The organism is Gemmiger sp. An50 (genome assembly GCF_002161595.1).
In the GTDB taxonomy this organism is placed as follows: Bacteria; Bacillota; Clostridia; order Oscillospirales; family Ruminococcaceae; genus Allofournierella.
In genome coordinates this window covers 37,369-61,505 of record NZ_NFID01000017.1, presented here as the reverse complement: position 1 = coordinate 61,505, position 24,137 = coordinate 37,369, and the positions used below count along the sequence as shown (strand labels likewise).

General features: G+C 60.1%; 19 protein-coding genes. 8 read left to right on the top strand and 11 right to left on the bottom strand.

What is annotated here, in order from left to right; all coding sequences use genetic code 11:
- Positions 1–86 precede the first annotated feature (86 nt).
- Positions 87–5,813, bottom strand: coding sequence for an InlB B-repeat-containing protein (locus B5G03_RS13845; protein WP_087182273.1), 5,727 nt, complete (start codon positions 5,811–5,813; stop codon positions 87–89).
- Between the two features lie 324 nt (positions 5,814–6,137).
- Between B5G03_RS13845 and B5G03_RS13840 the strand changes: the two genes are divergently transcribed.
- The 6 genes from B5G03_RS13840 (at position 6,138) to B5G03_RS13815 (ending at position 11,367) form a co-directional block, all read left to right on the top strand.
- The gene (locus tag B5G03_RS13840; protein WP_087182272.1) at positions 6,138–7,496 is read left to right on the top strand and encodes an alpha-L-fucosidase; all 1,359 of its coding nucleotides are present in this window, start codon (positions 6,138–6,140) and stop codon (positions 7,494–7,496) included.
- Between the two features lie 373 nt (positions 7,497–7,869).
- Positions 7,870–8,796, top strand: coding sequence for an N-acetyl-gamma-glutamyl-phosphate reductase (gene argC / locus B5G03_RS13835; protein WP_087182271.1), 927 nt, complete (start codon positions 7,870–7,872; stop codon positions 8,794–8,796).
- Positions 8,797–8,950: 154 nt separating this feature from the next.
- Positions 8,951–9,865 carry a bifunctional ornithine acetyltransferase/N-acetylglutamate synthase gene (locus tag B5G03_RS13830; RefSeq protein WP_242962465.1) on the top strand — a complete coding sequence of 305 codons (915 nt, stop codon included), beginning with the start codon at positions 8,951–8,953 and terminating at the stop codon, positions 9,863–9,865.
- A gap of 122 nt (positions 9,866–9,987) precedes the next feature.
- Positions 9,988–10,206, top strand: coding sequence for a hypothetical protein (locus B5G03_RS13825; protein WP_087182270.1), 219 nt, complete (start codon positions 9,988–9,990; stop codon positions 10,204–10,206).
- Positions 10,199–10,873: an ABC transporter ATP-binding protein gene (locus B5G03_RS13820; protein WP_087182269.1), complete on the top strand. Its 675-nt coding sequence runs from the start codon at positions 10,199–10,201 to the stop codon at positions 10,871–10,873. Before B5G03_RS13825 ends, B5G03_RS13820 begins: the two co-directional genes overlap by 8 nt.
- A 116-nt stretch (positions 10,874–10,989) precedes the next feature.
- On the top strand, positions 10,990–11,367 hold the full coding sequence (locus tag B5G03_RS13815; RefSeq protein WP_087182268.1) for a PH domain-containing protein: 378 nt from the start codon (positions 10,990–10,992) through the stop codon (positions 11,365–11,367).
- A gap of 118 nt (positions 11,368–11,485) precedes the next feature.
- Here B5G03_RS13815 and B5G03_RS13810 read toward each other — a convergent pair whose 3' ends face one another.
- The 6 genes from B5G03_RS13810 to B5G03_RS13785 are packed head-to-tail and all read right to left on the bottom strand — an operon-like array spanning position 11,486 to position 16,421.
- Entirely contained in the window at positions 11,486–12,892 is a 1,407-nt protein-coding gene (locus B5G03_RS13810) for an aminopeptidase (protein ID WP_087182267.1), read from the bottom strand.
- Between the two features lie 3 nt (positions 12,893–12,895).
- The gene (locus tag B5G03_RS13805) at positions 12,896–13,492 is read right to left on the bottom strand and encodes a lytic transglycosylase domain-containing protein (protein WP_343286906.1); all 597 of its coding nucleotides are present in this window, start codon (positions 13,490–13,492) and stop codon (positions 12,896–12,898) included.
- Entirely contained in the window at positions 13,493–14,092 is a 600-nt protein-coding gene (gene coaE / locus B5G03_RS13800) for a dephospho-CoA kinase (protein WP_087182266.1), read from the bottom strand. It abuts the gene before it with no gap.
- Positions 14,089–15,108, bottom strand: coding sequence for an L-threonylcarbamoyladenylate synthase (locus tag B5G03_RS13795; protein WP_087182265.1), 1,020 nt, complete (start codon positions 15,106–15,108; stop codon positions 14,089–14,091). The genes coaE and B5G03_RS13795 overlap by 4 nt, the downstream gene beginning before the upstream one ends.
- Before the next feature lie 5 nt (positions 15,109–15,113).
- Positions 15,114–16,190 (bottom strand): peptide chain release factor 1, encoded by a 1,077-nt coding sequence (prfA, locus tag B5G03_RS13790; RefSeq protein WP_087182264.1) that lies wholly within the window; start codon positions 16,188–16,190, stop codon positions 15,114–15,116.
- Positions 16,191–16,235: 45 nt separating this feature from the next.
- The gene (locus B5G03_RS13785; protein WP_058965125.1) at positions 16,236–16,421 is read right to left on the bottom strand and encodes a DUF951 domain-containing protein; all 186 of its coding nucleotides are present in this window, start codon (positions 16,419–16,421) and stop codon (positions 16,236–16,238) included.
- Positions 16,422–16,580: 159 nt separating this feature from the next.
- On the opposite strand from B5G03_RS13785, the gene B5G03_RS13780 reads away from it, so the two are divergent.
- Positions 16,581–17,534: a S1 RNA-binding domain-containing protein gene (locus B5G03_RS13780; RefSeq protein WP_087182263.1), complete on the top strand. Its 954-nt coding sequence runs from the start codon at positions 16,581–16,583 to the stop codon at positions 17,532–17,534.
- Positions 17,535–17,570: 36 nt separating this feature from the next.
- Complete coding sequence (locus B5G03_RS13775; protein WP_087182262.1) at positions 17,571–18,155, top strand: DUF4364 family protein; 585 nt, start codon at positions 17,571–17,573, stop codon at positions 18,153–18,155.
- An 89-nt stretch (positions 18,156–18,244) separates the two neighbouring features.
- On the opposite strand, the gene B5G03_RS13770 is transcribed toward B5G03_RS13775, so the two are convergent.
- The 4 genes from B5G03_RS13770 to B5G03_RS13755 form a co-directional block, all read right to left on the bottom strand.
- Positions 18,245–18,835, bottom strand: coding sequence for a sugar transferase (locus B5G03_RS13770; RefSeq protein WP_087182261.1), 591 nt, complete (start codon positions 18,833–18,835; stop codon positions 18,245–18,247).
- Between the two features lie 30 nt (positions 18,836–18,865).
- Positions 18,866–20,743 (bottom strand): polysaccharide biosynthesis protein, encoded by a 1,878-nt coding sequence (locus B5G03_RS13765; protein ID WP_087182260.1) that lies wholly within the window; start codon positions 20,741–20,743, stop codon positions 18,866–18,868.
- 345 nt (positions 20,744–21,088) lie between these two features.
- Entirely contained in the window at positions 21,089–22,564 is a 1,476-nt protein-coding gene (gene spoIVA / locus B5G03_RS13760; protein WP_087182259.1) for a stage IV sporulation protein A, read from the bottom strand.
- Positions 22,565–22,582: 18 nt separating this feature from the next.
- Positions 22,583–24,097 carry a DUF3794 and LysM peptidoglycan-binding domain-containing protein gene (locus B5G03_RS13755; RefSeq protein ID WP_162613418.1) on the bottom strand — a complete coding sequence of 505 codons (1,515 nt, stop codon included), beginning with the start codon at positions 24,095–24,097 and terminating at the stop codon, positions 22,583–22,585.
- Positions 24,098–24,137: the final 40 nt, after the last annotated feature.

Here is a 24,137-nt window from a genome sequence, read left to right as displayed (position 1 = left end):
TTTTCATACCATAAAAAGCACCTCTGTGTCAACAGACACAGAGGTGCTTTTTGCAACAGGAAATTTATTTGCCGCAGTCGGGCCGGTTACTCCCCACGCTTTGCTTTCATCTTCCAAAGAACAATTCCGAGCACCGCGGCCAGAAGTACTGCACCGCCCGCTGCCAAAATGACCGGCACGGGGTTTTTATTGGCGTTTGCCTCTGCCAGCGGAACGGATGCCGTGCTGGAATCCGGCTGAGAGGTGCTGTTTTCCGGCGCTTGGGTAGGCTCGGCAGTGGATTTGACCACATCGCTCTGCTCCGACTGGCTCTCACTTTCCGGGGCGGGAGTCGCCTTCACGGGCTTCTTCTCCGTATTCGATGTGTTCACCGGGGGGACCGCCGTGGGTGCGGGAGCTGCCGTAGGCGCGGCAGTGGGCGCAGGCGCAGGTGCTGCGGTGGGGTCCGGACTGGGATTTTTGTCCGGCGCCTGAGTGGGAGCCGGGCTGGGTTGGGGCTTCACAGTGGGTTCCGGGTCCGGATTCGGGTCCGGGCTGGGCGAGGGAGCTTCCACCTGTACGAAGGTACCGCTCACCTGCACCGGCTGGCTGGGCATACGGAAGGAATAACTCTTGCCCGCTTCCTGGACGGTCACGCTCTGCTGCGCACCGTTTTCTCCGGTAACACGCAGGCTACCGTCCTCAAAGCGATAACCTTCGACGGGCTGCACCGTCACAGTGACGGTATCGCCCAGGCCTGCCGTGGACGCAGAAGACGACAAAGTGCCGTGCTCCGGCTGCGTCAGGGTGATGGCATACTGATTCTTTGCAAAGCTTACCTGTACCTCCAGATCAGCCGTTACACCGTTCAGCAGCCAGGTGCCGTTGGTCGCGTTATATTCCGCGCTCTGCTCCCCTGCTTTGACCGTTTCCACTGTATAGCCGGTCTGAGCCTTGGGAATCACAACGGCGCTGCCGCCGTCTTTGACCAGCTGGCGTTCCGGCACGACGGTACCGCCTTCGCCTGTGGCTGCGGAAACGGTGTGCATCCGGGTATCGGCGCTCACAAATTCTACCGCCACCGCCAGATCGCTGGTCACGTTTTCGATGGTCAGCTCATTGCCCTGTGCGGGAACTGGCCAGGGCTGGCCGTTCACGGTGATACTTCCCACGATGCTGCCCTCTTCCGGCTGCATCTGAATGCGGACCGAGCCGCCATCCTGCACGCCGGAGGCCTCGGCCTGAGCGGTGCCGGAACCGGTGCTTTCCACCGTTACGGTGTGATCCGGAACAGCCTCAAAGGCTGCCTGCAGGGTTACCGCCTGGGCAGGCATGACAAATTCATACCGTTCGCCGTCTACTGCATCCAGGGCCAGAGTGCCGCCATCGGCAAGAAGGGCCTTCAGGCTGCCTTCCACCAGGCGCATTCCATCCTGGGGATGTACCGTCACGGTAACCGTCTGGCGGTAAGCCGCCGTGCCCTGCACCGAGAGCTCCAGACTACCGCCGGTGATGCCCTCAGCCAGGGTCACCGGATACTGCTGTGCATCAAAGGCCGCGCTCAGGGTCACTTCCTGGGCAGGCATGACAAAGGAAATTGTTCCATCCTCTGCTGTTTCCAGCGGGATGGGCGTACCGTCTGCCGCGGCGGCTTTCAGCGAGTCCGCACGCAGCTGATAGCCGGTAAACGCCTGCGTCTTCACTGTCACCTTGCTGCCCGCCTGCGCCTTCAGCGCCGAGGGAACGATCACGCCGCCCTCGCCGGGTGAAAGCTGGATTTGATAAGCCGCCGGGGCAAAGGTGACCTGTACGGTTTTGTTCTCCTGAATGTTGGTCAGCACCAGACGGCCATCCTCCGGGATGTTCTGAGCAACGCCGTTCACCACAACTCGATAGACCTGATAGCCCTCGTTCGGGGTGATCTTGACCACCGCACTGCCGCCGGCAGTTACCCGGTCGGCGGTAAGCAGCTCGGCCTTGCCGTTTTCACTGGCCACCACACTCACAGAGAAGTTCTCCGCTTCGGGCTCATTTTCCCACATGCGCTCCACCACGGCGTAGTCAATGCGGCTGTAGCCGCCCTTTACCGACACGGTGAGCAGATGGTTTTCATTCTGCTTTGCCTCCGGGACAGACACCGCCCACATGCGGGCAGACACCTTACCGTTCCCGCCCAGCTTGGAAGCATCCAACTGAGTGGGCTGCACCTCCTTGCCGTCCAGCTGGAAGGTCAGCGCGCCATACTGCGCGGAGGGGTCCGCCTCGCCCAGCGGGGTAACACCGGCATACAGCTGCACACCGGTGCCATAGAACTGGATGCTGTAGGCCGCATCCTCTTTGGTGGTCCGGGTGAAGCCCAGGTTCTGATACTGGGCATTCTGCACGTGCTGCACCCATCCGTTTGCCTCGTCACCATCTGGCTTGAAGCCGTTGTTGTTATCGCCCATGGGCTTGGAGGCCACGGATTCCGGCTGATAGGCAAAGTGATTTTTTGCCGACGCATCGGTGGTGCGCTGGTCCAGATACTCCTGTACCGCGTTCGCACCGGCGCTGTACTGGGCGGTGATGTCGGCGGGCAGGCTGCCCTGATAGCTCACCTTTGCGCCGTCGATGCCCGCCTGACTGTCGTTCAGCTTTTCAATGGTCAGGGTGTGGACGCCCTGTTCCAGATTCTCGAACACCAGACTGCGGCCGGAACCGGTCTTCCACTGGGGCTCCGTGCCTTCGTCGGTGATGGCCGCCCGGATGTTCCCGGCCTGGTCTGCCCGCAGCAGCAGCTCCACCTTGTTGCCGTAGAAGGTGAAGGTGGCCCGGGCTCCGCTCCAGTTGGAGAAATGGCCGTCGTTTTCCAGGGGATACTGGGTCATGCTGCTGCCGTTGGTCTCGGTTTCCCGATAGGACCACAGGCCGTCATAGTCAAAACGGAACAGGCCGCTGCCCATGGTGTTATCGTTCACGGTGATGGTATTGACCCGGCTGGGGTCCAGCTCGGTGCGCTCCATTTTCACTTCATAGATGGCGGGCATGCCCTCTGCTTGGGAAACAGTGAGTCGGACGCCCTCCGCCTCCACGGGAGAAGCGGCGGAAACAGTCCACACGCCCTCGTTTTTGGTCAGCTCGCCCAGGGATTGCCATTCACCGGCGGTATCTTTATATTCCGCCTTCATGACCTGGATGGCGCTTCCCTTTTCCACCACGGTCAGCTGGCTCACCGAGCTCTGGGCGAAGGTATTTTCCAGCGTATACTGCTCCGCGGCCTGCTGGGGCTGCCAGTAGGTGGCGGGGTGGCCGTCGAAGGCAAAGGACGCATAGGTACCCTCCGCCTGAGAGCTGGCCAAAGCGGTGGTATTGGTGTTCCAGAAATAGAGGTTGGCTTCGCCGCCGCCCAGGGTGACGGTAAAGCTGCCGTTCTCGTCCAGCGTTACCGGGCTCAGTTTACCGCCATTGTCCTTCTGCACCTCATACAGGGTATAACCGGCCTTCACAAAAGCCGGGTCTGCGGTGAGAGTGATCTGCTGGCGGGTATTCTCGGCACTGCCCGCCTCACGCTGGGGGATGTTGAACTGATTGTAGCGCTCGGCAGTGCCCGCCACCAGGCTATTCATCACCATGAATGCCTTGGGCGCGGTGGCGCCGGCAAAATACTCGGCGATCTCGCTCTCGTACAGGCCGGGCAGGGTGTTGAAGTAGCCCAACACCACGTCGCCGGTTTTGCCGCCATGGGCTTTGGACAGGCTCTGCACCTGCACGGCGGAAAGGCCGAATTCCCGATTCTTGGCAGCGCTCTGCTCACTGTCGAAGTTGCCGCGGCGGAATCCACTGGCCGACGCGCCGTTTTCACTGCCGATCTGGCCCACCTTGAACATGATCCAGTCGTTGTTCAGGCGGGTGAGCTGATCGTCAATGGCGTGAACCCGGTCGATCAGCTGGCCCCATTCCAGCAAGCCGCGGGTGGGGGTGCCGTCCTCATCCCACAGATAGCTGCGGTCGAACTGGTACTCCACCCGGAAGAAATTCAGCCACTTCATGCCGGACAGAATAGAGGTGTTTACCACCAGATTCTTGTTGGACTGGGAGTGGTTGAAGGCGAAGGCATCCAGATACTGGCCGAACATGATGGGCATGCTGCCGGTACCATCCACACCGCCGTAAGCCAGCTTGCGGTAGCTTTCCCAGGTGGGCAGATTCAGCAGCTTGCGGGCCGCATTCTTCTGTACATCCCCGTTGGAGAGGTTGATGCTGGAGGGATTGGCCCAACTCGCATCGCCGTAGTAGTCGTCCCAGGTGAGCAGGTCCGGCTGGGCAATGCGCAGGTATTCCTTCACGTTGGTCTCGCCCCACTGGTTGGGGAACTGGTTGGTATGCAGGATCACGCCGGGGTAATGCTGGCGGGTCCAGGCAAACCATTTGCCGAAGGCCTCGGCTTCGCCGGTGCTGTAGCCGCCCTCGTCACCGAAGCAGAAGCTGATGGCGTTATGGATATACGGCTTCATGGACTCCGGCACAAACTCTCTGGGATCACCTGCACCACCCATGTTGTTTCCGCCGAAGGGCGCCTTTGCAATGCCCCACAGCGAATCCGGATTATAGAGCATGTAGTCCGCGTTGGCAAAGTCCGGGTCGTAGAACAGCGGGCCGTCGTAGCCGAACTGTCTGGCCTCCTCCACAGTGGGAGTGCCGCGACCATAACCGCTGCTGGGGGTCCAGCCCAGCATGGGCAGGCCCCGCTCCACCACAGTGGCCTGGCCGCTGGCCAGATACTGGTGGCGCTCTTCGTGCTGATAAGGCACGCTGCCACCCTCCGGGGCGGGCTGCTTCTCCGGCACAGTGCCGGAGTCGGTGAAGATCATGAACTGATACAGCCGCAGCTCCTTTTCCGGCCGCTGCCAGTGGGTGACCTCAAACCGGATATACCGGGCATCGTAGGAAACGCCGAACTCGTACCGGGTCACATTCTGGTGATACTGCACACCGGTGTTCATGTTGCCCTTGGTGATGGGAGTCTGCCAGTGTTCGCCGTCGGTGCTTACCGAGATCCGGGCCTTGTTGTTGCCCAGACCCATATTGGAGGGACCAAACGCCGCCCGGATGCGGCTGACGCTATACAGCGCGCCCAGGTCTACTGTAAACAGCGTCACCGGAGCTTTGCTCCCGTTCGCATCCGGCAGCTTGCCGCCGGGAACGTTCCAGTAGCTTTCCTTGGTGTCCACATAGCTGCCGTCTGCTTTGCTGCTTTCCGGCAGGACCACCTCGTAGTCCTTTTTCAGGATCTCCAGCAGCTTATCCTGGCCGCCCAGGTCCGTCTTGACCGAAAGTGCGCTGCTGATTTTCTCATCGTTCACTACCGGTACACGGCCCCGGTAGTCACTTTCGGTTTTGTTTACGGTCACGGTATAGGTATTGGTGGCGCCGCCATCGCTCACCTGTACCTTCAAAGGATGTTCACCGGGCTTGGAAACATCCATCTCCACATAGCCCTTATCGTTTAACTTTGTGCCGTTCACCGTGACCTGAGCGGTATCGGAAGCGGCAAACGGGTACACCTGAATGGAATCCACCGAGGCATAGGCAGTTCCGGTGTAGTCGGTGACCTGGGGTGCAAAGCCGATATCATTGGGCTTCACCCCCTCCGGATACCCATTCACGGGTTGAAGTTCATACACCCGATCCAGAATCAGGTTGTTCAGCCGGGGCGGTTCTGCCTGCGCCCTGGCCCCCAGCGACAGGGGCAATACCCCGGTCAAGGCCAGCGCGCCGGCGCACAGCAGGCTGACCGCCCGCCTGCCCAGTCCCGTTCGCCAAAGCGATACGGGCTTGTTTTGCGTTTGCTTCATTCTCGTTCCTCCTTGCTATTTTCTCCGCAGGCCACCGTGGCCCCGGAATGGCGGAAGTATGTTTTCATGATAACCGCCATTTTCCCACTGGAAAAGTGGAATTATTTCGGTTCATGTGTCTTTTTTCTTGCTTTGAGTCGGGATTTTACCTTAACTGGTTCCCTCGGAACGCCGCAGCCAAAAAAAGTGCACACCAGAAAAAGAATTGCCCCTTTCGCTGCAGTGAAAATTCTTTTATAGTGGAACCAAAGGGCCCCAACTGCCGGGGCGGCATAAGAAAAGGGCGTCTGCTGAGCGCCCGTTTTGCGAAAGGAACCACATGCCATGAAAAAAGAGATCGTTGCCAACGGCATTCATAATTACACCCCGCCGGAAGAGTATGTTCCGCCCAAATCTCCCCAGGTACAAAAGCATCTGGAATGGTTCATGGGTCTGAAGCTGGGCTTTATGATGCACTGGGCCCCCGGCTGCCAACTGGGCACCTACGAGAGCTGGCCCTTAAGCGACGGCGATGCCGCCTGGAGTCAGGAGGACTTCACCTGGGCACCCGCCGAGGTGTGCAAGCAGCAGTACTGGGACGCCAACAAGACCTTCAACCCGGTGAAGTTCGATGCCGCCGCCTGGGCAGAGCTGGCCAGTGAATGCGGCTTCAAATACCTGCTGTTCACCACCAAGCATCACGACGGCTTCTGCATGTACGACACCAAGACCACCGACTACAAGATCACCGGCCCGGACTGCCCCTTCCACACCCATCCGGACGCGGACGTGGTGGGCGCACTTTACCGGGAGTTCCGCCGCAAGGGGCTTGCCATCTCCACTTATTTCTCCAAGCCTGACTGGCACAGCCCCTACTACTGGGCACCTCAGTTCGGCACCGCCCCCACCCGCAACGTGAACTACGATGTAAACGAACACCCCGAGCTGTGGGAAAAGTATGTACAGTTCACCCATGAGCAAATTCGAGAACTTTGCACCAACTACGGCCAGATCGACGTGCTCTGGCTGGACGGCGGCTGGGTTCGGCCGGACAATCTGGGCCAGGATATCCGTCTGGGCCAGATCGTGGAGGAGATGCGCGCCACCACCCAGCCCCAGATGATCGTGTGCGAGCGCACCTGCGGCGGCGAGTATGAGAACTTTATCACCCCGGAAAAAACCGTGCCGGACACTGCCCTCACCGTACCCTGGGAAACCTGCACCACCGTGGGGCAGAAGTTCTCCTTCCATTACACCGATCATTTTAAGAGCGGCCGCCAGCTGGTGCATCTGTTGCTGGACGTGGTCAGCAAGGGCGGCAACCTGGCGCTGAACATCGCGCCGCAGCCGGATGGTCTGCTCCCCGCACCCGGCGAGCGTTCTCTGCGGGAAATGGGTGCCTGGCTCAAACTGTTCGGCCAAGGCATCTACAACACCCGCATTTGTGCGCCCTACTTCGAAGATCGGCTGTTCTACACCCGTACTGACGAGCGTGCCTATGCCTTCTACACTTATGATGAGGTTCCCGCTCTGCCGGGTAAGCTCACACTACATCTGCCTCAGCCGATTGCATCCGTTCGCTGCATGCGCACCGGCCAGACCCTGCACTTCCGCCAGGGCGACGGTGAAGTAACCCTGGACCTGGACTGCCTGCCCATGGGCGGGGCATTCTATGCCGAAGGCTTTGAACTGACTCTCTCCTGATTCTGATTAACGCCTTTTTCAAGACCTTTCCCCTATCTTTCACAAAGCAGCCCGGGCGGCTCTTCTCCTGCACCATGCAGGGATGGAGCCGCCCGGGCTGCTTTTTATTTTGTATTTTACATCAAACAATATGTTTCCCATTCACGGGCAGGTCTTAATTCAATTTGCATATTTATTCTATATCGCGTATTATTATTCGTTATTTTGGCTATATTTTAGCAAATATATTGGATATTCCGTTATTTATTCCGTAGAAAAGTTTCATAGAAGGAATTTTCTTCCAAAATCTATTGTATATATATACATAAAGATACAAAATACATTTATTCACTTCTCACGCAAACATCCCCCGCAAGCAAGGAGGGTCAACACCATGACCAAGGTATTTATCGACGGCAGTGCCGGGACCACCGGACTGCGCATCCACCAGCGACTGGCACAGCGGCAGGACATCACCCTGCTCACCCTGCCCGAGGAGCTGCGAAAGAACGATGTAGCCCGACAGGCTGCTTTGAACGAATGCGACATTGCGTTTCTCTGCCTGCCGGACGCGGCGGCAAAACAGGCCGTTGCCCTTGTGACCAGTCCGGACACGGTGATCATTGACGCCTCCACCGCGCACCGGACCGCACCGGGCTGGGCGTATGGTTTTCCTGAACTGGGAGACGGCTTCGCCCAGGCGGTAAAAATAGGAAAGCGCATCGCGGTGCCCGGCTGCCACGCCAGCGGCTTTATCGCACTGGTGCAGCCGCTGGTCAGCTCAGGACTTCTGGCAAAGAATGCCCTGCTCACCTGCCACTCCGTCACCGGCTACAGCGGCGGCGGCAAAGCGATGATCGCCCAGTATGAGGACCCGTCCCGCAGTCCGCTGCTGGACGCCCCCCGCCAGTATGGCCTGGGCCAGCAGCACAAGCATCTGCCGGAGATGCGGGCCATCACCGGGCTGGAAGCGCCGCCCATCTTCTGCCCCATCGTGGCGGATTTCTACAGCAGCATGGCGGTGACCGTTCCTCTGTTTGTAAGCCAGCTGAAGGGCAGCATGGAGGATGTGCGCCAGCTGTACCGAAGCCTTTACACCGGTCCGGTGGTGCATTGGAAAGAAATCTGTGGGGAGGAAGGATTCTTCTCCGCCGCAGCTCTCTCCGGTTTGGACGGAATGGAGATTTCTGTGGCGGGCAACGGCGACCGTATCCTGCTCACTGCCCAATACGACAACCTGGGCAAGGGCGCCAGCGGCGCGGCAGTGGAGTGCATGAATCTGGTCCTGAGTCTTGCCCCGGAAACCGGACTGAGCCTTTAAACAATCATTTGTCATTTTATTTCATTACATAAAGGGAAGGGAAAACGAACATGAAACAGATTGAAGGCGGCGTTTGCGCCGCAGCGGGATTCAAGGCCGCGGGGGTTCACTGCGGCATCCGGAAAACCAGTCCAAACGGGACCTGGGGCTGATCGTGAGTGACTGCAAGGCCAGCGCCGCAGCAGTATACACCACCAATCTGGTGAAGGGTGCCCCCCTGCTGGTGACCAAGGAGCATCTGGCAGACGGCACCGCACAGGCCATTCTCTGCAACAGCGGCAATGCCAACACCTGCAACGCGGACGGTCCTCAGATTGCCAACGCCATGTGCCAGCTGGCAGCGGACCAGCTGGGCCTCGCCCCCGAGGATGTGGCCATCGCCTCCACCGGTGTGATCGGCCAGCCGCTGAATCTGGAGGTGATCCAGGCGGGCATGGCTCCGCCGGTAGAAGACCTCGCCTACCACAACAGCCTGCACGCAGCCACCGCCATCATGACCACCGATACCATTCCCAAGGAAGCGGCGGTGGAGTTCGAGCTGGACGGAAAGGTGTGCCATCTGGGCGGCATCGCCAAGGGCAGCGGCATGATCCATCCCAACATGGCCACCATGCTGGTGTTTCTGACCACTGACGCGGCCATCAGCAGCGAGCTGCTGCGGAAGGCGCTGAGCACCGACGTGCAGAGCACCTTCAACATGGTGAGCGTGGACGGCGACACCTCCACCAACGACATGGTGGTCATTCTGGTCAACGGCATGGCGGACAATGCCCCCATCACCCAGGAGGACAAGGACTTCGCCGTCTTTATGAAGGCCCTGAACACCGTGACCATGCAGCTGTGCAAAATGCTGGCGGGCGACGGTGAGGGCGCGACCCATTCGAAATCACTCTCTCGCGGGAAGCTGATCGCAGCCGGATGCATCTTGATTGCCGGTGCGCTGGCCGCCCTGTGGTTCTTACTCCCGCAACCGGAGAAGGAACCGCCCCTGCGACGGGAATTCCCGGTCAGCCGTCAGACCATCACCGTGGGCGTGGACGCCAGCGGCACCATCCGTTCTCAGCAATAGGGACAGTTCGCACCGGTGGCGGTAAAGCTGATGAATTAACACTGGATCTGTCCAAGCTGCCCGGCGAGGACGAGGCTACCAGCGCACCGGAAAACGCAGACGGCGAAGTGGCGGCTGCAGTTATGGCTCTCGCCATGGAGGCCGGTGGTCAGGCCGGCGCCAGCGAGCGCACCGAGCTGGACTATACCGGCGAAAGCAAATCTGTGGTAATTCCCGGCGGTCTGAAGATCACCGGTGCAAGCGGCGAGGGAAAGCAGCTCACCGATATCCAGAAGGGCAGCATTCTGGGCGTATTCGTCAACGAGAACGAGCAGGTCACCGAGGTGGTCCTGTATGAGTGATATGCTGCGGCTGCAGGATATCAACAAAAGCTACCCCATGGGTGAAGAGCGGGTACAGGTGCTCAAGCAGGCGAGCCTTACCGTTCAGGCCGGCGAATTCATCTCGATTCTGGGTGCATCCGGCAGCGGCAAATCCACACTGATGAATATCATCGGGTGCATGGACACCGCCGACCGGGGCAGCTATTCGCTGGACGGAGAAGACGTGTTCCGCCTGGACACCCGACAGCTGGCTGCGCTGCGCAACCGGAAAATCGGCTTTATCTTTCAGCGGTATCATCTTCTGGCTCAATATGATGTGCTGCAAAATGTGATGATGCCACTGCTGCTGCAGGGCTTTTCCCATCAGCAGGCAGCCCCGCTGGCCGTGGAAAGTCTGACCGCCATGGGGCTTGGGGATCGGCTTCGTCACCGGCCCAATCAGCTTTCCGGCGGCCAGCAGCAGCGGGTAGCCATTGCCCGTGCACTGGTGGGCAAGCCTGCCCTCCTTCTGGCCGACGAACCCACCGGCGCACTGGACACCCGCACCGGGCAGGAGATTCTGGAATTGTTCCGCCAGCTGAACCGGCAGGGGCACACCATCATCCAGATCACCCATGACCTGACGGTAGCCTCCGCTGCAAGCCGTATCCTGCATCTGCGGGACGGCGTGCTCACCGACCAATGAACTTACTGGCGCAGCCTTCCGTTGATTTCCTCTTGACGAAATCGGGAAAATATGGTAATCAAGAGAAAAAGGGAAACTTCTTCCCATAATCTTTTCACACATTGGAGGTCCTGGTCATGATCGATTTTAAAAACCCCACCGCCTATAAGCTGGCTCCTGCCGATCCTTCTGCCTACCTGGCAATGCTGCAGCCCATGATGATCCCTGACGAGGAGATCGTTCAGGCGTACAAAACCGTGCGGGACGGCATCGTGTTCACCAATCGCCGCATCTTCGCCATCAACATTCAGGGCCTGACCGGCAAGAAGAAGGACATCTCTTCCCTGCCCTACAGCAAAATCCAGGCCTTCTCGGTGGAAACTGCCGGTGTGCTGGACATCGACAGCGAGCTGGAGCTCTGGTTCAGCGGTCTGGGCAAAGTGAAATTCGAGTTCACTGCCAAAACCGATGTGGGCGCGCTGTGCCGCTGCATCAGCACCTACACTCTGAAATAATCTGAAATAAAACATTCCGCGGCAAGCTTTCGCCGCGCTTTCCAAACAAAAAAGCAAGGGCGCTTCCCAAACAGGGAAGCGCCCTTGCTCATTTTGTTCTACTGCGCAAAAGAGAAAATTACTCCTGCGCCTCATTGAAGGCCTTGAAGGCCTTGTAAGCCATGTAGATATCCACCTTGGAGGCCAGCTCGAAGGGAGAGTGCATGCTCAGCACCGGCACGCCCACGTCCAGAGTGTCGATGTCGTGGGCCGCCACATACTTGGCAACGGTGCCGCCGCCGCCCTGGTCGACCTTACCCATCTCGCCCAGCTGCCACACCACGCCGGCATCGTCAAAGATGCGGGTGAAGTAGCTCACCAGCTCGGCGCTGGCGTCGTTGGCGCCGCCCTTGCCGCGAGAACCGGTGTACTTGGCCAGAGCCACGCCCTTGCCGGCGTATGTACTGTTCTGGGGCTCGAAGGCGCTGGAGAAGGTGGGATCATAAGCCGCAGTCACGTCGGCAGACAGGCACTTGGAAGCCTTGAAGCAGGTGATGCTGTCCACACCATGGGCAGCGCACAGCTGCTGCATGAAGTGGAACACATACATGCTGGCCAGGCCGGTGGGGCCGTCGGAACCGATCTCTTCCTTATCGGTCAGTACACAAACAGTGGTGAAAGCGGGGCTCTTGGTCTCGATCTCCGCCACCAGAGCCGGGTAAGCGTCGATGCGGTCGTCCTGACCGTAAGCGCCCACCAGACCGCGGTCAAAGCCCACGTCGCAGGCCTTCTGAGCGGGCACAGCCTCGATCTCGGCACGGTTGAAGTCCCGCTCGGTGATGCCGTACATGTCGTTCAGCAGCTTCATGGTCAGCAGCTTGACCCGGTCCTTCACTTCCTCGTCCTCGTAGGGCAGAGAGCCGACCACGATGTTCAGCTCCTCGCCGGTGATGCCCTCGCTCAGCTTGCGGGCATTCTGATCCGCACCCAGATGAGGCAGCAGGTCGGTGATGCAGAAGACGGGATCGCCGGGCTTCTCGCCGATGTTGATCTCCACCTTCTCGCCGTTCTTCTTGAACACAACGCCATGCAGGGCCAGAGGCAGGGTGGGCCACTGATACTTGCGGATGCCGCCGTAGTAGTGGGTCTGCAGCAGGGCCAGGTCGGCGCTCTGGTACAGGGGGTTGGGCTTCAGGTCCAGACGGGGCGCATCCACGTGAGCAATGTTCAGGTGCATGCCCTCGGCCATGCTCTTGGTGCCGATGGTGGCGGCCAGGATGCTCTTGGCACGGTTCACAGTGTAGATCTTGTCGCCGGGCTGGTAAGCCACGCCGGGCTCAAAGGGCTTGTAGCCCGCCTCCACCAGCATTTTCTCTGCATAGCTGGTGCACTCGCGCTCGGTCTTGCCCTCGTCCAGGAAGGTCTTGTAGCCCTCGCAGAAGGCGTTCGCCTTTTCAAAGGCATCGGCAGCGCTGTCCGCCGCCAGAGGCGCTTCGTAGAACAGCTCGTCGGCCAGCTGCTGGCCCTTGGTCTTTTCTTTGCTCATTGGTCATCCCTCGATTTCCACGCTGGAATACAGCGTTTGATATTTTTGGAACGCATGTGTGATCTTGTACACATACAGTTTCATCTGTTCATAGGGGAAGGTATGCAGGATCTCCCCGTCAGCCGAATAGTCCTCCTGCTCCAGCAGGCCGTCCACGGTTCCCCAGCCACTGTGATAAGCGGCTGCCGCGGTGGCCAGATCGTTTTCGTACCGCTTGAGACAGGAAGCAAAGTAATAAGAGCCGAAGCGGATGTTGGTCTCCGGGTCATACAGATCCTCAAATTCCAGTTCCTCTCCGGGTGCGATCTTGCTTTTGATCCACCAGAAGGTCTCCTCGGTGATCTGCATCAGGCCACGGGCACCCACGTTGGATTCCGCCCTCGGATCAAACCCGCTTTCCGTGCGTATCACGCTGTAGATCACCAGCGGGTCCACCTGATTTTCCCGGGCGTACTGCTCCACCAGCTCCTGATATTTTTGGGGGTAGCGCGCCAGATCCAGCTTATGAAGCCCGGCGCGAATCAGCGGCAGCGCCAGCAAAACGGCTGCCGCAAGGCCCAGCACCAGTGCAAGCAGGGCCTTGCCGTATCGTTTCAACAATCACATCCCACCTTTCAGGTGTTCCAGCACCTGGTCCGCCTGCTCCAGCAGGCCGGCCAGTGTGCCGTCGTTCCGGATCTCCCAGGCGCAGGCGGCCCGCAGGGTCTCCTCGCTCAGCTGGGCATCCAGCCGACGGCGGGCGGATTCTTCGGAAATGCCGTCCCGGGCGCAGATGCGCTTGACGGATTCCTCCAGCGGCGCGCTCACCAGGATGATCCCGTCGCAGTAAGGCTCAAAAGGTGCGCCCACAATGACCGCACCATCCACAAAGAATACTTCCTGCCCTGCCTGCCGGGCCTGTTGGCCCTCCTGCAGTAGACGGCGGATGATCTCCGGGTGTGTGATGCTCACCAGACGCTGGGAGCCATCCGGCCGGGCAAAGGCCCGGTCTGCCAGCAGGCGGCGCTGAATGCCGCCCGCTTCATCCAGAATGTCCGCGCCGAACTGCTCCACCAGCAAAGGGATGCAGGCAGAGCCCGGTTCCAGTACCTGCCGGGCCACCAGGTCCGCATCCGCTACCCGGTAACCCAAAGCCCTGTAATGGGCCGACACGGTGGATTTTCCGCAGCCGGACCGGCCGGTGATGCCGATGGTCCTCATGCTTCCACCACCCGGAAGGCGGCGGCACGCAGCAGCCGGTTATACACCGCCAGGGATACGCCGGTATCCGCCGGGCAGCGGGCAAACACCTGCTTTGCGCCCAGCTCATCCAGCCGGCGCAGAGCGGTGAACAGGGCGTGCGCCTGTTCGGCACCGCTGTCCTGCGCGCCGTATTCCACACAGGGTACCGGCAGCTGCTCCGCCTCGCCGGTAAAGCACAGGCAGAGGGTATGCTCGGCCTTGTGCTGCTCCACATAGGCGGCAAAGGCGGCCAGATCGCCCTTGACGATGGTCACCTCCGCCTTGGGGGCGTAGTGCTTATACTTCATTCCGGGAGAACGGGCCGTCTCCCCTTCCTTCAGTTTTGCCAGAATCGCGCCGGACAAAACAACCTCTTCGCCCAGTACCTGCTCCATCTGCTCTTTCGTGATGTAGCCGGGGCGCAGCAGCACGGGGGTCTCTCCCGCCAGCGTGATAACGGTGGATTCCACACCCACCTGGCAGTCGCCACCGTCCAGGATCAGGGGCAGGCGGCCGTCCATATCGCTCATCACATAGTGGGCACAGGTGGGGCTGGGGCTGCCGGAAAGGTTTGCCGAGGGCGCTGCCAGAGGCAGACCGCTGGCAGCGATGACTGCCCGGGCCACCGGATGGCTGGGCATACGGATGGCCACGGTATCCAGCCCGGCACAGACCTCGTCGGCCACCTTATCGCCCCGGGGCATGATGATGGTGAGCGGGCCGGGCCAGAAGGCTTCGGCCAGTTTCTTGGCGCCCTTCGGTACCCGGCTCACCAGACCATCCAGCATTTCCAGCCGGTCGATGTGGACGATGAGGGGGTTGTCCTGGGGGCGGCCCTTGGCTTCAAAAATCTTTTTGACGGCATTGCCGTCGAAGGCGCTGGCAGCGATGCCGTACACCGTTTCGGTGGGGATCGCCACGATCTCGCCCTGTTTCAGAAGCTCCGCCGCCTTGGCGATGGAGGCTTCGGTTGCTTTTTCCAATAAGGTTTCCATGGAACTCATTCCTTTTCTGCCGCTTTCAGCTTTTCCGCCTGGTCGGCGGTGATCAGCGCATCCAGAACCTCGTCCAACGCGCCGTCCATGATGCTGTCCAGCTTGTACAGGGTCAGCCCGATGCGGTGATCGGTGAGCCGCCCCTGGGGAAAGTTATAGGTGCGGATGCGCTCGGAGCGGTCGCCGGTGCCAACCTGGCTGCGACGGTCCGCGTCGATGGCGTCCTTTTGGGCCTGCTGCTTTTGCTGCAGCAGGCGGCTGCGCAGTACCTTCAGGGCTTTATCCTTGTTTTTGTACTGGCTGCGCTCGTCCTGGCATTCCACCACCATGCCGGTGGGCAGGTGGGTCACCCGGATGGCGCTGGAGGTCTTGTTGATGTGCTGGCCGCCCGCACCGGAGGAACGGAAGGTGTCGATCTTCAGATCGTTCATGTCCAGCTCCAAGTCCACCTCTTCCGCTTCGGGCATGACTGCCACGGTAACGGTGGAGGTGTGGATGCGGCCCTGGGTTTCGGTTTCCGGCACCCGCTGCACCCGGTGCACACCGCTCTCGAATTTCAGGCGGCTATAGGCGCCCTCGCCCTGCAGCGAGAACACAATCTCCTTGATGCCGCCCAGCTCGGTCTCGTTCAGGCTCAGCACCTCGTAGGTCCAGCCCTTGGAGGCGGCATACATGCTGTACATCCGGAACAGACTGTGGGCAAACAGGGCCGCTTCCTCGCCGCCCGCGCCGCCGCGAATCTCCACGATCACGTTTTTTCCGTCGTTTTCGTCCTTCGGCAGCAAAAGCAGCTTGAGTTTTTGCTCCAGAGGCTCCAGCTTTTCCTTGTTTTCGGTCAGCTGCTGCTGTACCATTTCTTTAAAGTCCGGCTCCAGACCGCCTTCGTCCAGCAGCTCCTTCGCCTCGCGGCAGGCCTCCTGGGCCTGCTCGTATTCGTCCATCGCCTCGATCAAAGGCGTGAGATTCTTATATTCCCGCATCAGATCCCGGAACAGCTTGTTGTCGCTGACGGTGGCGGGGTCCTGCAATCGGCGGTTCACCTCGTCGTAACGAAGGCGCACATCGCGCAGTTTATCCAGCATGGGCAGTTTCTCCTTTTTGTGAAAGTAAAAAAGAAACGCCCGCCGCTACTCTTCGCCGCGCAGGATCTTTTTGATGTTCTTTTCGATCTTGGCCCGGGGTACCATGACCTCGCGGCCGCAGCCGGTGCAGCGGATCTTGAAATCCATGCCCACCCGCAGCACGTCGAAGCAGCTTGCTCCGCAGGGATGGGGCTTTTTGGTGAGGATCTGATCCCCAACGCGAACGTCCATAGGCGGCCTCCTTTTGTGTTTTTGGGGCATACAAGCCATTAACTAATACATTATACCCCATCTTGCGGAATTTGCAAATATCCCGCCCAAGGGGTGCATATATTTTTTTAAGCGGCCGCGGCCGCAATCTGAAACCAGTAGAAATGAGGATGAGGATTCATGGTGGAATATAAACCGGAGGGGCTGTGCCGCCCCGCGTGTGAACTAAGCCCGGCCCAGCTGACCCAGGCACAAGCCCAGGGCGAGGTACTGCAGGCCACAGCCCTTGCCTTCGACCGCCAGCAGCGGCTGCGGCTGGATTTAAACGGGCAGCCCGCCTATATGGAGCATGACGACTGCGCCGACGGCATCGACTCCGGCCAGGTGCGGGAGATCGCGGTGCTCACCCGGGTGGGGCGGCCCACCTGCTTTGTGATTCTGGAAGCCCCCGGAGGGGACGGGGCCTGGCGGCTTTCCCGACGGCTGGCTCAGCGACGCTGCCGGGAGGAATATCTGGACCGGCTTCGCCCGGGGGACATCCTTCCCTGCCGGGTGACTCACATCGAGCCCTTCGGGGCGTTTTGCGACGTGGGCTGCGGCATCAGCGCGCTCTTGCCCATCGACTGCCTTTCGGTCTCACGCATCCAGAGCCCGGCCGACCGGGTACAGCTGGAAGAGGACCTGTTCTGCGTGATCAGAAGCCGGGACGACCAGGGCCGGCTGGTGCTGAGCCTGCGGGAGCTGCTGGGCACCTGGCAGGAGAACGCCGACCGGTTCGCCGTGGGTGAAACGGTGGTGGGCATTGTGCGGAGCATTGAGGATTACGGCGTATTCATCGAGATTGCCCCCAATCTGGCGGGCCTTGCCGAGCGCACCGAGGGACTGCGGCTGGGCCAGCCGGTGAGCGTTTACATCAAGAGCATTTTACCGGACAAGATGAAGCTGAAGCTGGTGATCGTAAACCGGGAGCTGAGCGAACCGCTGCGCTTTGCCCTGCCCTACACCCAAACCGAAGGCCACATCGACCGCTGGGTCTATTCCACCCCCTTCAGCCGCAAACACATCGAGACGGAATTTGAATCCGAGGCCAAGGCAGCTGCCGGGCCTTGCGCGGGCGAACAAATCCTTTTATAATAGTAACAGTACACCTAAGAAAAGGAAGTGTTTGCTGTGGCCGGAAATGCATTTACCTTTGGCGTAAAGCCGGGCGGCCTGACCGACCGATCCCAGGTGAGCATCCTTTTGTGCTACCTGATCCGCACCGCCGCGCCTTTATGCCGACAGGATATAGAAAACGCGCTGCTGGGCGAGCAGCTGGTGAATTATTTTGAACTGGCCGGAAGCCTGGCCGACCTGGAGGATCAGGGCCTTGTGACCGTGGACGAGAATGGCGGTTATCACATCACCCCCAAGGGCATTTCGGTGACCGACGAGCTGGGTTTCGACCTGCTGCCCCGCAGCGTGCGGGAAACCGCCATCCGGGCAGTGATTCGGGCACAGCAGTGGGTACGCAAAGCGGCCCAGCACCAGACCCAGGTAACCAAAACCGATCAGGGCTATGTGGTGCACTGCTCCATCAACGAGCTGGGCAGCGAGGTGTTCGGCCTTTCCTTCACCCTGCCGGACCCGCTGACCGCCGAAATGGTGAAAAACGCCTTCATCGAAAAGGGCAGCGAGATCTACGCTCTGCTTCTGGAGACGATGACCACCGATTCCGCCCGCCAGGAGGAGCCGGACAGTTCCACCAAGTGCTGACCTACCCCCTTTTGAACGAAATACAAATAATAAAACCGCCGCCGTGCATTTGGTTTTGCACAGCGGCGGTTTTCTTTGTTTTTGTAACCTCAGGGCTGCTTGCCTTCCACGATGCCCTCGTGGTGCAGCACGCTGCGGATGGTGCCGAAGAAGATCTTCACATCCAGCCCGAAGCTCAGATGCTGAACGTAGTAGCCGTCCAGTTCCGCTTTCTTGGGGATGGGCAGCTCGTCGCGGCCGTGAATCTGGGCATAACCGGTCAGGCCGGGCACGCAGTCATTGGCGCCGTATTTGTCCCGCTCGGCGATCAGGTCGTCCTGGTTCCAGAGGGCGGGGCGCGGACCGATGATGCTCATTTCCCCTTTAAAAATATTGAACAGCTGGGGCAGCTCGTCCAGGCTGGTCTTGCGCAGGAAGCGGCCAATGGGTGTGATGAAGGCGTCCGGGTTTTCCAACAGATGCGTGGGCATGTCCTTGGGGGTATCCGTGCGCATACTGCGGAACTTGTAGATCTGGAAGTAGGTCTTGCCTTTGCCCACCCGCTTCTGGCAGAAAAGCACCGGCCCCGGAGACGAAGCCTTGATGCACAGCGCCAGTATGGCCAGCAGCGGCGACAGCACAACGATGGCGCAGAGCGACAGCACCCAGTCAATCACACGCTTGATCACATTGCGATACATGAAACATTCCTCCTAGCTGGTCTCGCTTCATCAGGCGGGTTCCTGCCCACAGTTGGTCTTGTGGTGGAAGGTGGGCACCATGTCGATAAGCGCCTGCACCAGGTTGTCGCTGTTATTGGTGTAGGCAATCTGCTTCAGGGTCATCAGGTGATCGAAGAAGGTCTGGTTGTTCAGCTTGAGGGGCGCGCCGATGTAGATCTTCCGGTTTTCGGTCTTGCGCAGGCCCTCCTCGTCCATCAGCAGCTCCTCAAACAGCTTTTCGCCGGGGCGCAGGCCGGTGAACACGATCTGAATGTCCTTGTATGGAATGAAGCCGGAAAGCTTGATTAGGTTCTCGGCCAAATCCAGAATGCGCATGGGCTTGCCCATGTCCAGCACGAAGATCTCGCCGCCGGTGGCCATGGAACCAGCCTCCAGAACCAGGCTTACCGCCTCGGAAATGGTCATGAAATAGCGGACGATGTCCGGGTGGGTCACCGTGACCGGGCCGCCGCAGGCAATCTGGTCCTTGAACAGAGGAATCACCGAACCGTTGGAACCCAGCACGTTGCCGAAGCGCACCGCCGCAAACCGGGTCTTGCTTCTCTGGGCCATGGCCTGCACGATCATTTCGCACACACGCTTGGTGGCGCCCATCACGTTGGTGGGGTTCACTGCCTTGTCGGTGGAGATCAGCACGAACCGCTCGGCCCCGTACCGGTCCGCCGAGCTTGCCACGTTGAAGGTGCCGAACACATTATTCTTTACCGCTTCCTCCGGGCTGTCCTCCATCAGGGGCACATGCTTATGGGCGGCGGCATGAAATACAATTTCGGGACGGTAGTGCTCGAACAGGGCATCCATCTTTTTGGAATCGCGCACCGAGGCGATCTGCACCTGCAAATCCAGCTTGTCGCCGTATTTGCGGCGAAGCTCCTGCTGAATCTCGTAGGCACTGTTCTCGTAGATGTCCACCAGAAGCAGCTCCTTGGGCTCGCAGGACGCGATCTGACGGCACAGCTCGGAACCGATGGAACCGCCGCCGCCGGTGACCATGACCCGCTTACCCCGCAGAAATTCCGCGATCCGGACCGACAGCTGCACCTCTTCCCGGCCCAGCAGGTCTTCCACTTTAACGTCACGGATGCGGGAGGCAAGGTCCTGACCGTCGGTGATCATCTTCACAATATCCGGCAGAATCTTGATGTTGCACTTGGTCTTGTTGCAGATGGACAGCACCCGACGCTTGTTTTCCTCGTCCATGGTGGGGATGGCCAGCAGGATGCTCTCGATCTCGCACTGCTCCACGATCTCGGGGATATCTTCGGTGGTGCCCATGATCTGGATGCCCATGATGTATCGGCCCTGCTTTTCCGGCGCGTCGTCCACGCAGCAGATGATGTTCATGTCCGGGCTGGGCTTTTTGAACTGCTCATGCAGAAGGGTGCTGGCCGCATCGCCTGCGCCGATAAGCAGGGTACGGCGGGCCTTCTGGCCGCCTTTTTTGCCCAGCTTCACATTCCGGTACATCCGGTACACCAGGCGGGAATACATGGTCACGCCCGCCGAGAACATGGCGCTGAGGAAGTAGACCGAAATGGGCACCTGGCTGCCCGTTCCCTGGAAGATGAGCAGCGAGCTGGCCACGAACAGGAAAATCGCGATGGCCGAGCCGGTACACAGCCGGAAGAACTCCACCACCTCGGCGTAGCGCCACAGGCTGTCGTACATGCCCATCAGGCCATAGACGATCTCGAAGCAGCAGACAAACAGGAAACAGCTGGCCACCAGCAGGCTGGAATACTGCGCGTAGGGCGCGCGGCCGCTGATCAGCACCCAGGGCGCCAGATAGCAGACCGTAAGAGCGCAGACGTCGAACAGCATCAGGATCTGCTTGCGGAATCTGCTCAGGATCGCACCGATCTTCATTGACAAATTCTATCACCAAACTTTGTTTTTGTTTTCAGCCGGACTCCGGGCGCGACAAATAGTGCCCTGCCGGCGATCCACAGGACACCATGCCCCATTGTTCCGAATAGCGCTGCAGCCGTGAGAAAATAAAACGCCGGACATCCGGCACGGCGCCGCCTTGGCCGGGCGGTGCAAAAGGCGCAGTGCTACCCCTTGTGTTTTCTTGTAATTTTACACTATTTTCACCAAAGAATCAATGTTTTTGCGCCTGGTCCGCCTCATTGGGGTTAGTTTGCACCGTTTTTACACAAAAAAGCCGCCGTATTTTGCCGATACGGCGGCTTTTTGCTTTGGGATTTTTTGTTACAAAATAATGCAGATCAGGCCGGTACAGCCCTCGTTGATCACCCGCTCCAGGGTCTCCTGCAGGCGGGCGCGGGCCTCCTGGGGCATGTGCAGCAGCTTGTTCTGCAGCCCCTCGTTTACCAGCTCGTGCAGGCTCTTGCCAAAGATGTTGGACTGCCAGATCTTCAGCGGGTCCTGCTCGAAGTCGTGCAGCAGGCTGACCACCAGCTCCTCCGACTGCTTTTCCGAGCCCACGATGGGAGAAATCTCGGTGTTGATGGTGGCTTTGAGCAGATGGATGGACGGGGCGCTGGCCCGCAGCCGCACCCCGTAGCGGCCGCCCTGGTGCACGATCTCCGGCTCCTCCAGCCGCAGCTCGCTGATGGTGGGCATCACGATGCCGTAGCCGGTGGCCTCCACCTGTTCCAGCGCGCTGCGAATCTTCTCATATTCCCGCTTGGCACGGGCAAGGCCGATGATGCAGGGCATCAGGCTGGCCTCGTCGCAGATTTCCAGGCCGGTGGTCTCGCCCAGCACCTGATAGAAAATCTCCGGCCGCAGCTCCAGCTCCAGTACCACCCGGCCGGTGGCCAGCTCCAGCGAACGGATGCGGGAGGCTTTCAGCGCCTCACACTGCACCGGGCCTTCCCGGCAAGCCACGTCCTTCATCTGGGCCACCGAGTCCGCGTATTCCCGGGCCGCCGCGTAGACCTGCTGCTGCAGCCAGTGGTCCGGCTCCAGCATGGTGATCCACTTGGGCATGGCGAAGGCGATTTCCTTCACCTCAAACTCATAGAGCACGCTCTGCAAAATCTTGCCGATGGCCGCCCGGTCCAGGTCCAGGCAACTGACCGGAATCACGGTGTGGCCGTATTCCTGCTCCATCTGCTGGGCCAGCTGGTACACATCCGGCTTATGGGGGTCCACACAGTTGAGCAGAATTACAAAGGGCTTGTTGATCTCGTCCAGCTCGGCGATGACCTGAGCCTCCGCCGCCTGGTATTTTTCCCGGGGAATGTCGCTGATGGAGCCGTCGGTGGTGATGACCAGTCCGATGGTGGAATGCTCCCGGATCACCTTGCGGGTGCCGGTCTGGGCCGCCTGATCGAAGGGAATCTCCTCCTCAAACCAGGGGCTCTTCACCATGCGGGGCTTTTCGTCCTCCTCGTGGCCCATGGCTCCCTCCACCATGTAGCCCACACAATCGATCAGCCGGGTCTTGAAGCTGCCGCCTCCTTCCAGCTCGATGGTGACGGCGGCCTCCGGGATGAATTTGGGCTCGGTGGTCATGATGGTGCGCCCTGCGGCGGACTGGGGCAGTTCGTCCCGCGCCCGGTTCTTCACCGCCGGGCTGGTGAGCTGAGGCAGCACCAGCTCCTCCATAAATTTTTTGATGAAGGTGCTCTTGCCGGTGCGCACCGGGCCCACCACGCCGATGTAAATATCGCCGCCGGTACGGGCTGCGATGTCCTTATAAACGCCCTGGGTTTCCATTGAATTCCTCCCCTCCTTTCACATGCTGGCCGGCACCAGCAGCCGGGCCGCCTGGGTGATGCGGGTGTCCTCCAGCTGGTTGCTTTTCAGCATGGCCGACGGTGACACATGGTACCGCTTGGCGATTTCGAACACGTCCTCGCCGGGGGCCGCGTAATAGATGCGCAGCGCGATGTCCGGCTCCGGCTGCTCCAGCGCTTCGCCGCATTCCACCTGCGCCAGCGCCGTCTGCCAGCTGCGCTTGAACACCAAGCCGTCCAGCCGGATGCGGGCGCTCAGGGTCATCTCGGCCCCATTCTTTCGCACGTCGATGTCGGTGACGGTGGGCCAGCACTCGCAGCGGTATTCCTCCGGGCTGCCCGGCCAGGGCGGACTCAGGGTATATTCAAAGCTCTTGTCGTAGCAGTCGATCTCGCCCAGCGAGTTCATGCAGAACACATGGGCGCTGGCCCGGCCGCTCAGCTGGACCCCCTGCCCCACGGCGGTGAGCTCCGGCAGGCCGGGCAGCACAAAGCAGTGGATGATCTGGGCCTCCTCGTCCGGCAGCGCACCGCCGGTCTGGGCCTCACACTCCTGTCCGAGGGTCTGGAACAGCTGCTCGGTGAGGATACGCTGGCTGCTCACCTGGGTCTCGAACTGGGTGGAGAAGGCGTCGCTGACCAGATAGCACTCGTTTTTGCGCCACACCCGCAGATGCAGCGCCGCGGTGGCGGTGATGGTGTGGCCGCCCTCCTGGGCCGCGGCCATCACGGTGCAGCCGGTGAGCTCGGCGGATGCAAAGCACTCGCTGTCCTCCGGCACGCCCTCCAGGTCCAAAATTTGATTGAATGCTACCCGCTGCTGGGTCTGTTCCATCTGATAGCCGGGGCCGGTGCGATACAACAGGTTCACCTGGATGGCGCCTTTGACCACCGCCTTGCCGGAAATCAGCTTCACATCCTCCACCTGGCCCACTCCGGCTACGTCCAGAATGGCCTGAGGCGGCTGGGCAAACTGCAGCTGCTCCTCCGCGGTAATCATCTTATCCAGGCTGGCCAGGCACTTGACGCCCTCCACCGATTCCATCCGCTGCTCGATGCCGCAGTCCGCCAGAGCGGTGATCACCTCCTGGTCGGTGCGGCAGGCCACCCGGGCACTGAGGGCATAAGCCCCCCGCAGATCCACCCGGCGCTGGTTCACCGCCCGGCAGTTCAGATATTCCAGCTGACCGCCCACCTGGACGCTGTAGCCGGAATAATCCCCCTCCGGCAGATCCATAGCCCGGGTGAAGGGCAGCTTCTGTTCGGTCTGGCACAGGCTTTGGTCCTCCTCGGCCTGGTAATACACCACACACCGCAGGTAGCCGTCCACAGTCAGGCGGCCGGCTGTGATCTGTTTTTGCAGCGGCACCAGGTAGACGAAGCATTTTATGATCTTGAACACCTGCGGCAGATAATCCGGAATAAGGATCTCCGCCTCCACCGGAAGCTCTGCCTTGGTCTCGCACAGGCTCCCCATGGCGGACAGCGAGTCCCTGAATACCTTCAATTCCATTTTTTCGCCCCTTTCGCGCGTTTCTAGTCCCATGTATATG

What these genes read in the sequence shown, in the direction of transcription:
- B5G03_RS13845 (WP_087182273.1), bottom strand. Translation starts at nt 5,813, where the DNA reads ATGAAGCAAACGCAAAACAAGCCCGTATCGCTTTGGCGAACGGGACTG.
- B5G03_RS13840 (WP_087182272.1), top strand. Translation starts at nt 6,138, where the DNA reads ATGAAAAAAGAGATCGTTGCCAACGGCATTCATAATTACACCCCGCCG.
- argC (WP_087182271.1), top strand. Translation starts at nt 7,870, where the DNA reads ATGACCAAGGTATTTATCGACGGCAGTGCCGGGACCACCGGACTGCGC.
- B5G03_RS13825 (WP_087182270.1), top strand. Translation starts at nt 9,988, where the DNA reads ATGGCTCTCGCCATGGAGGCCGGTGGTCAGGCCGGCGCCAGCGAGCGC.
- B5G03_RS13820 (WP_087182269.1), top strand. Translation starts at nt 10,199, where the DNA reads ATGAGTGATATGCTGCGGCTGCAGGATATCAACAAAAGCTACCCCATG.
- B5G03_RS13815 (WP_087182268.1), top strand. Translation starts at nt 10,990, where the DNA reads ATGATCGATTTTAAAAACCCCACCGCCTATAAGCTGGCTCCTGCCGAT.
- B5G03_RS13810 (WP_087182267.1), bottom strand. Translation starts at nt 12,892, where the DNA reads ATGAGCAAAGAAAAGACCAAGGGCCAGCAGCTGGCCGACGAGCTGTTC.
- coaE (WP_087182266.1), bottom strand. Translation starts at nt 14,092, where the DNA reads ATGAGGACCATCGGCATCACCGGCCGGTCCGGCTGCGGAAAATCCACC.
- B5G03_RS13795 (WP_087182265.1), bottom strand. Translation starts at nt 15,108, where the DNA reads ATGGAAACCTTATTGGAAAAAGCAACCGAAGCCTCCATCGCCAAGGCG.
- prfA (WP_087182264.1), bottom strand. Translation starts at nt 16,190, where the DNA reads ATGCTGGATAAACTGCGCGATGTGCGCCTTCGTTACGACGAGGTGAAC.
- B5G03_RS13785 (WP_058965125.1), bottom strand. Translation starts at nt 16,421, where the DNA reads ATGGACGTTCGCGTTGGGGATCAGATCCTCACCAAAAAGCCCCATCCC.
- B5G03_RS13780 (WP_087182263.1), top strand. Translation starts at nt 16,581, where the DNA reads ATGGTGGAATATAAACCGGAGGGGCTGTGCCGCCCCGCGTGTGAACTA.
- B5G03_RS13770 (WP_087182261.1), bottom strand. Translation starts at nt 18,835, where the DNA reads ATGTATCGCAATGTGATCAAGCGTGTGATTGACTGGGTGCTGTCGCTC.
- B5G03_RS13765 (WP_087182260.1), bottom strand. Translation starts at nt 20,743, where the DNA reads ATGAAGATCGGTGCGATCCTGAGCAGATTCCGCAAGCAGATCCTGATG.
- spoIVA (WP_087182259.1), bottom strand. Translation starts at nt 22,564, where the DNA reads ATGGAAACCCAGGGCGTTTATAAGGACATCGCAGCCCGTACCGGCGGC.
- B5G03_RS13755 (WP_162613418.1), bottom strand. Translation starts at nt 24,097, where the DNA reads ATGGAATTGAAGGTATTCAGGGACTCGCTGTCCGCCATGGGGAGCCTG.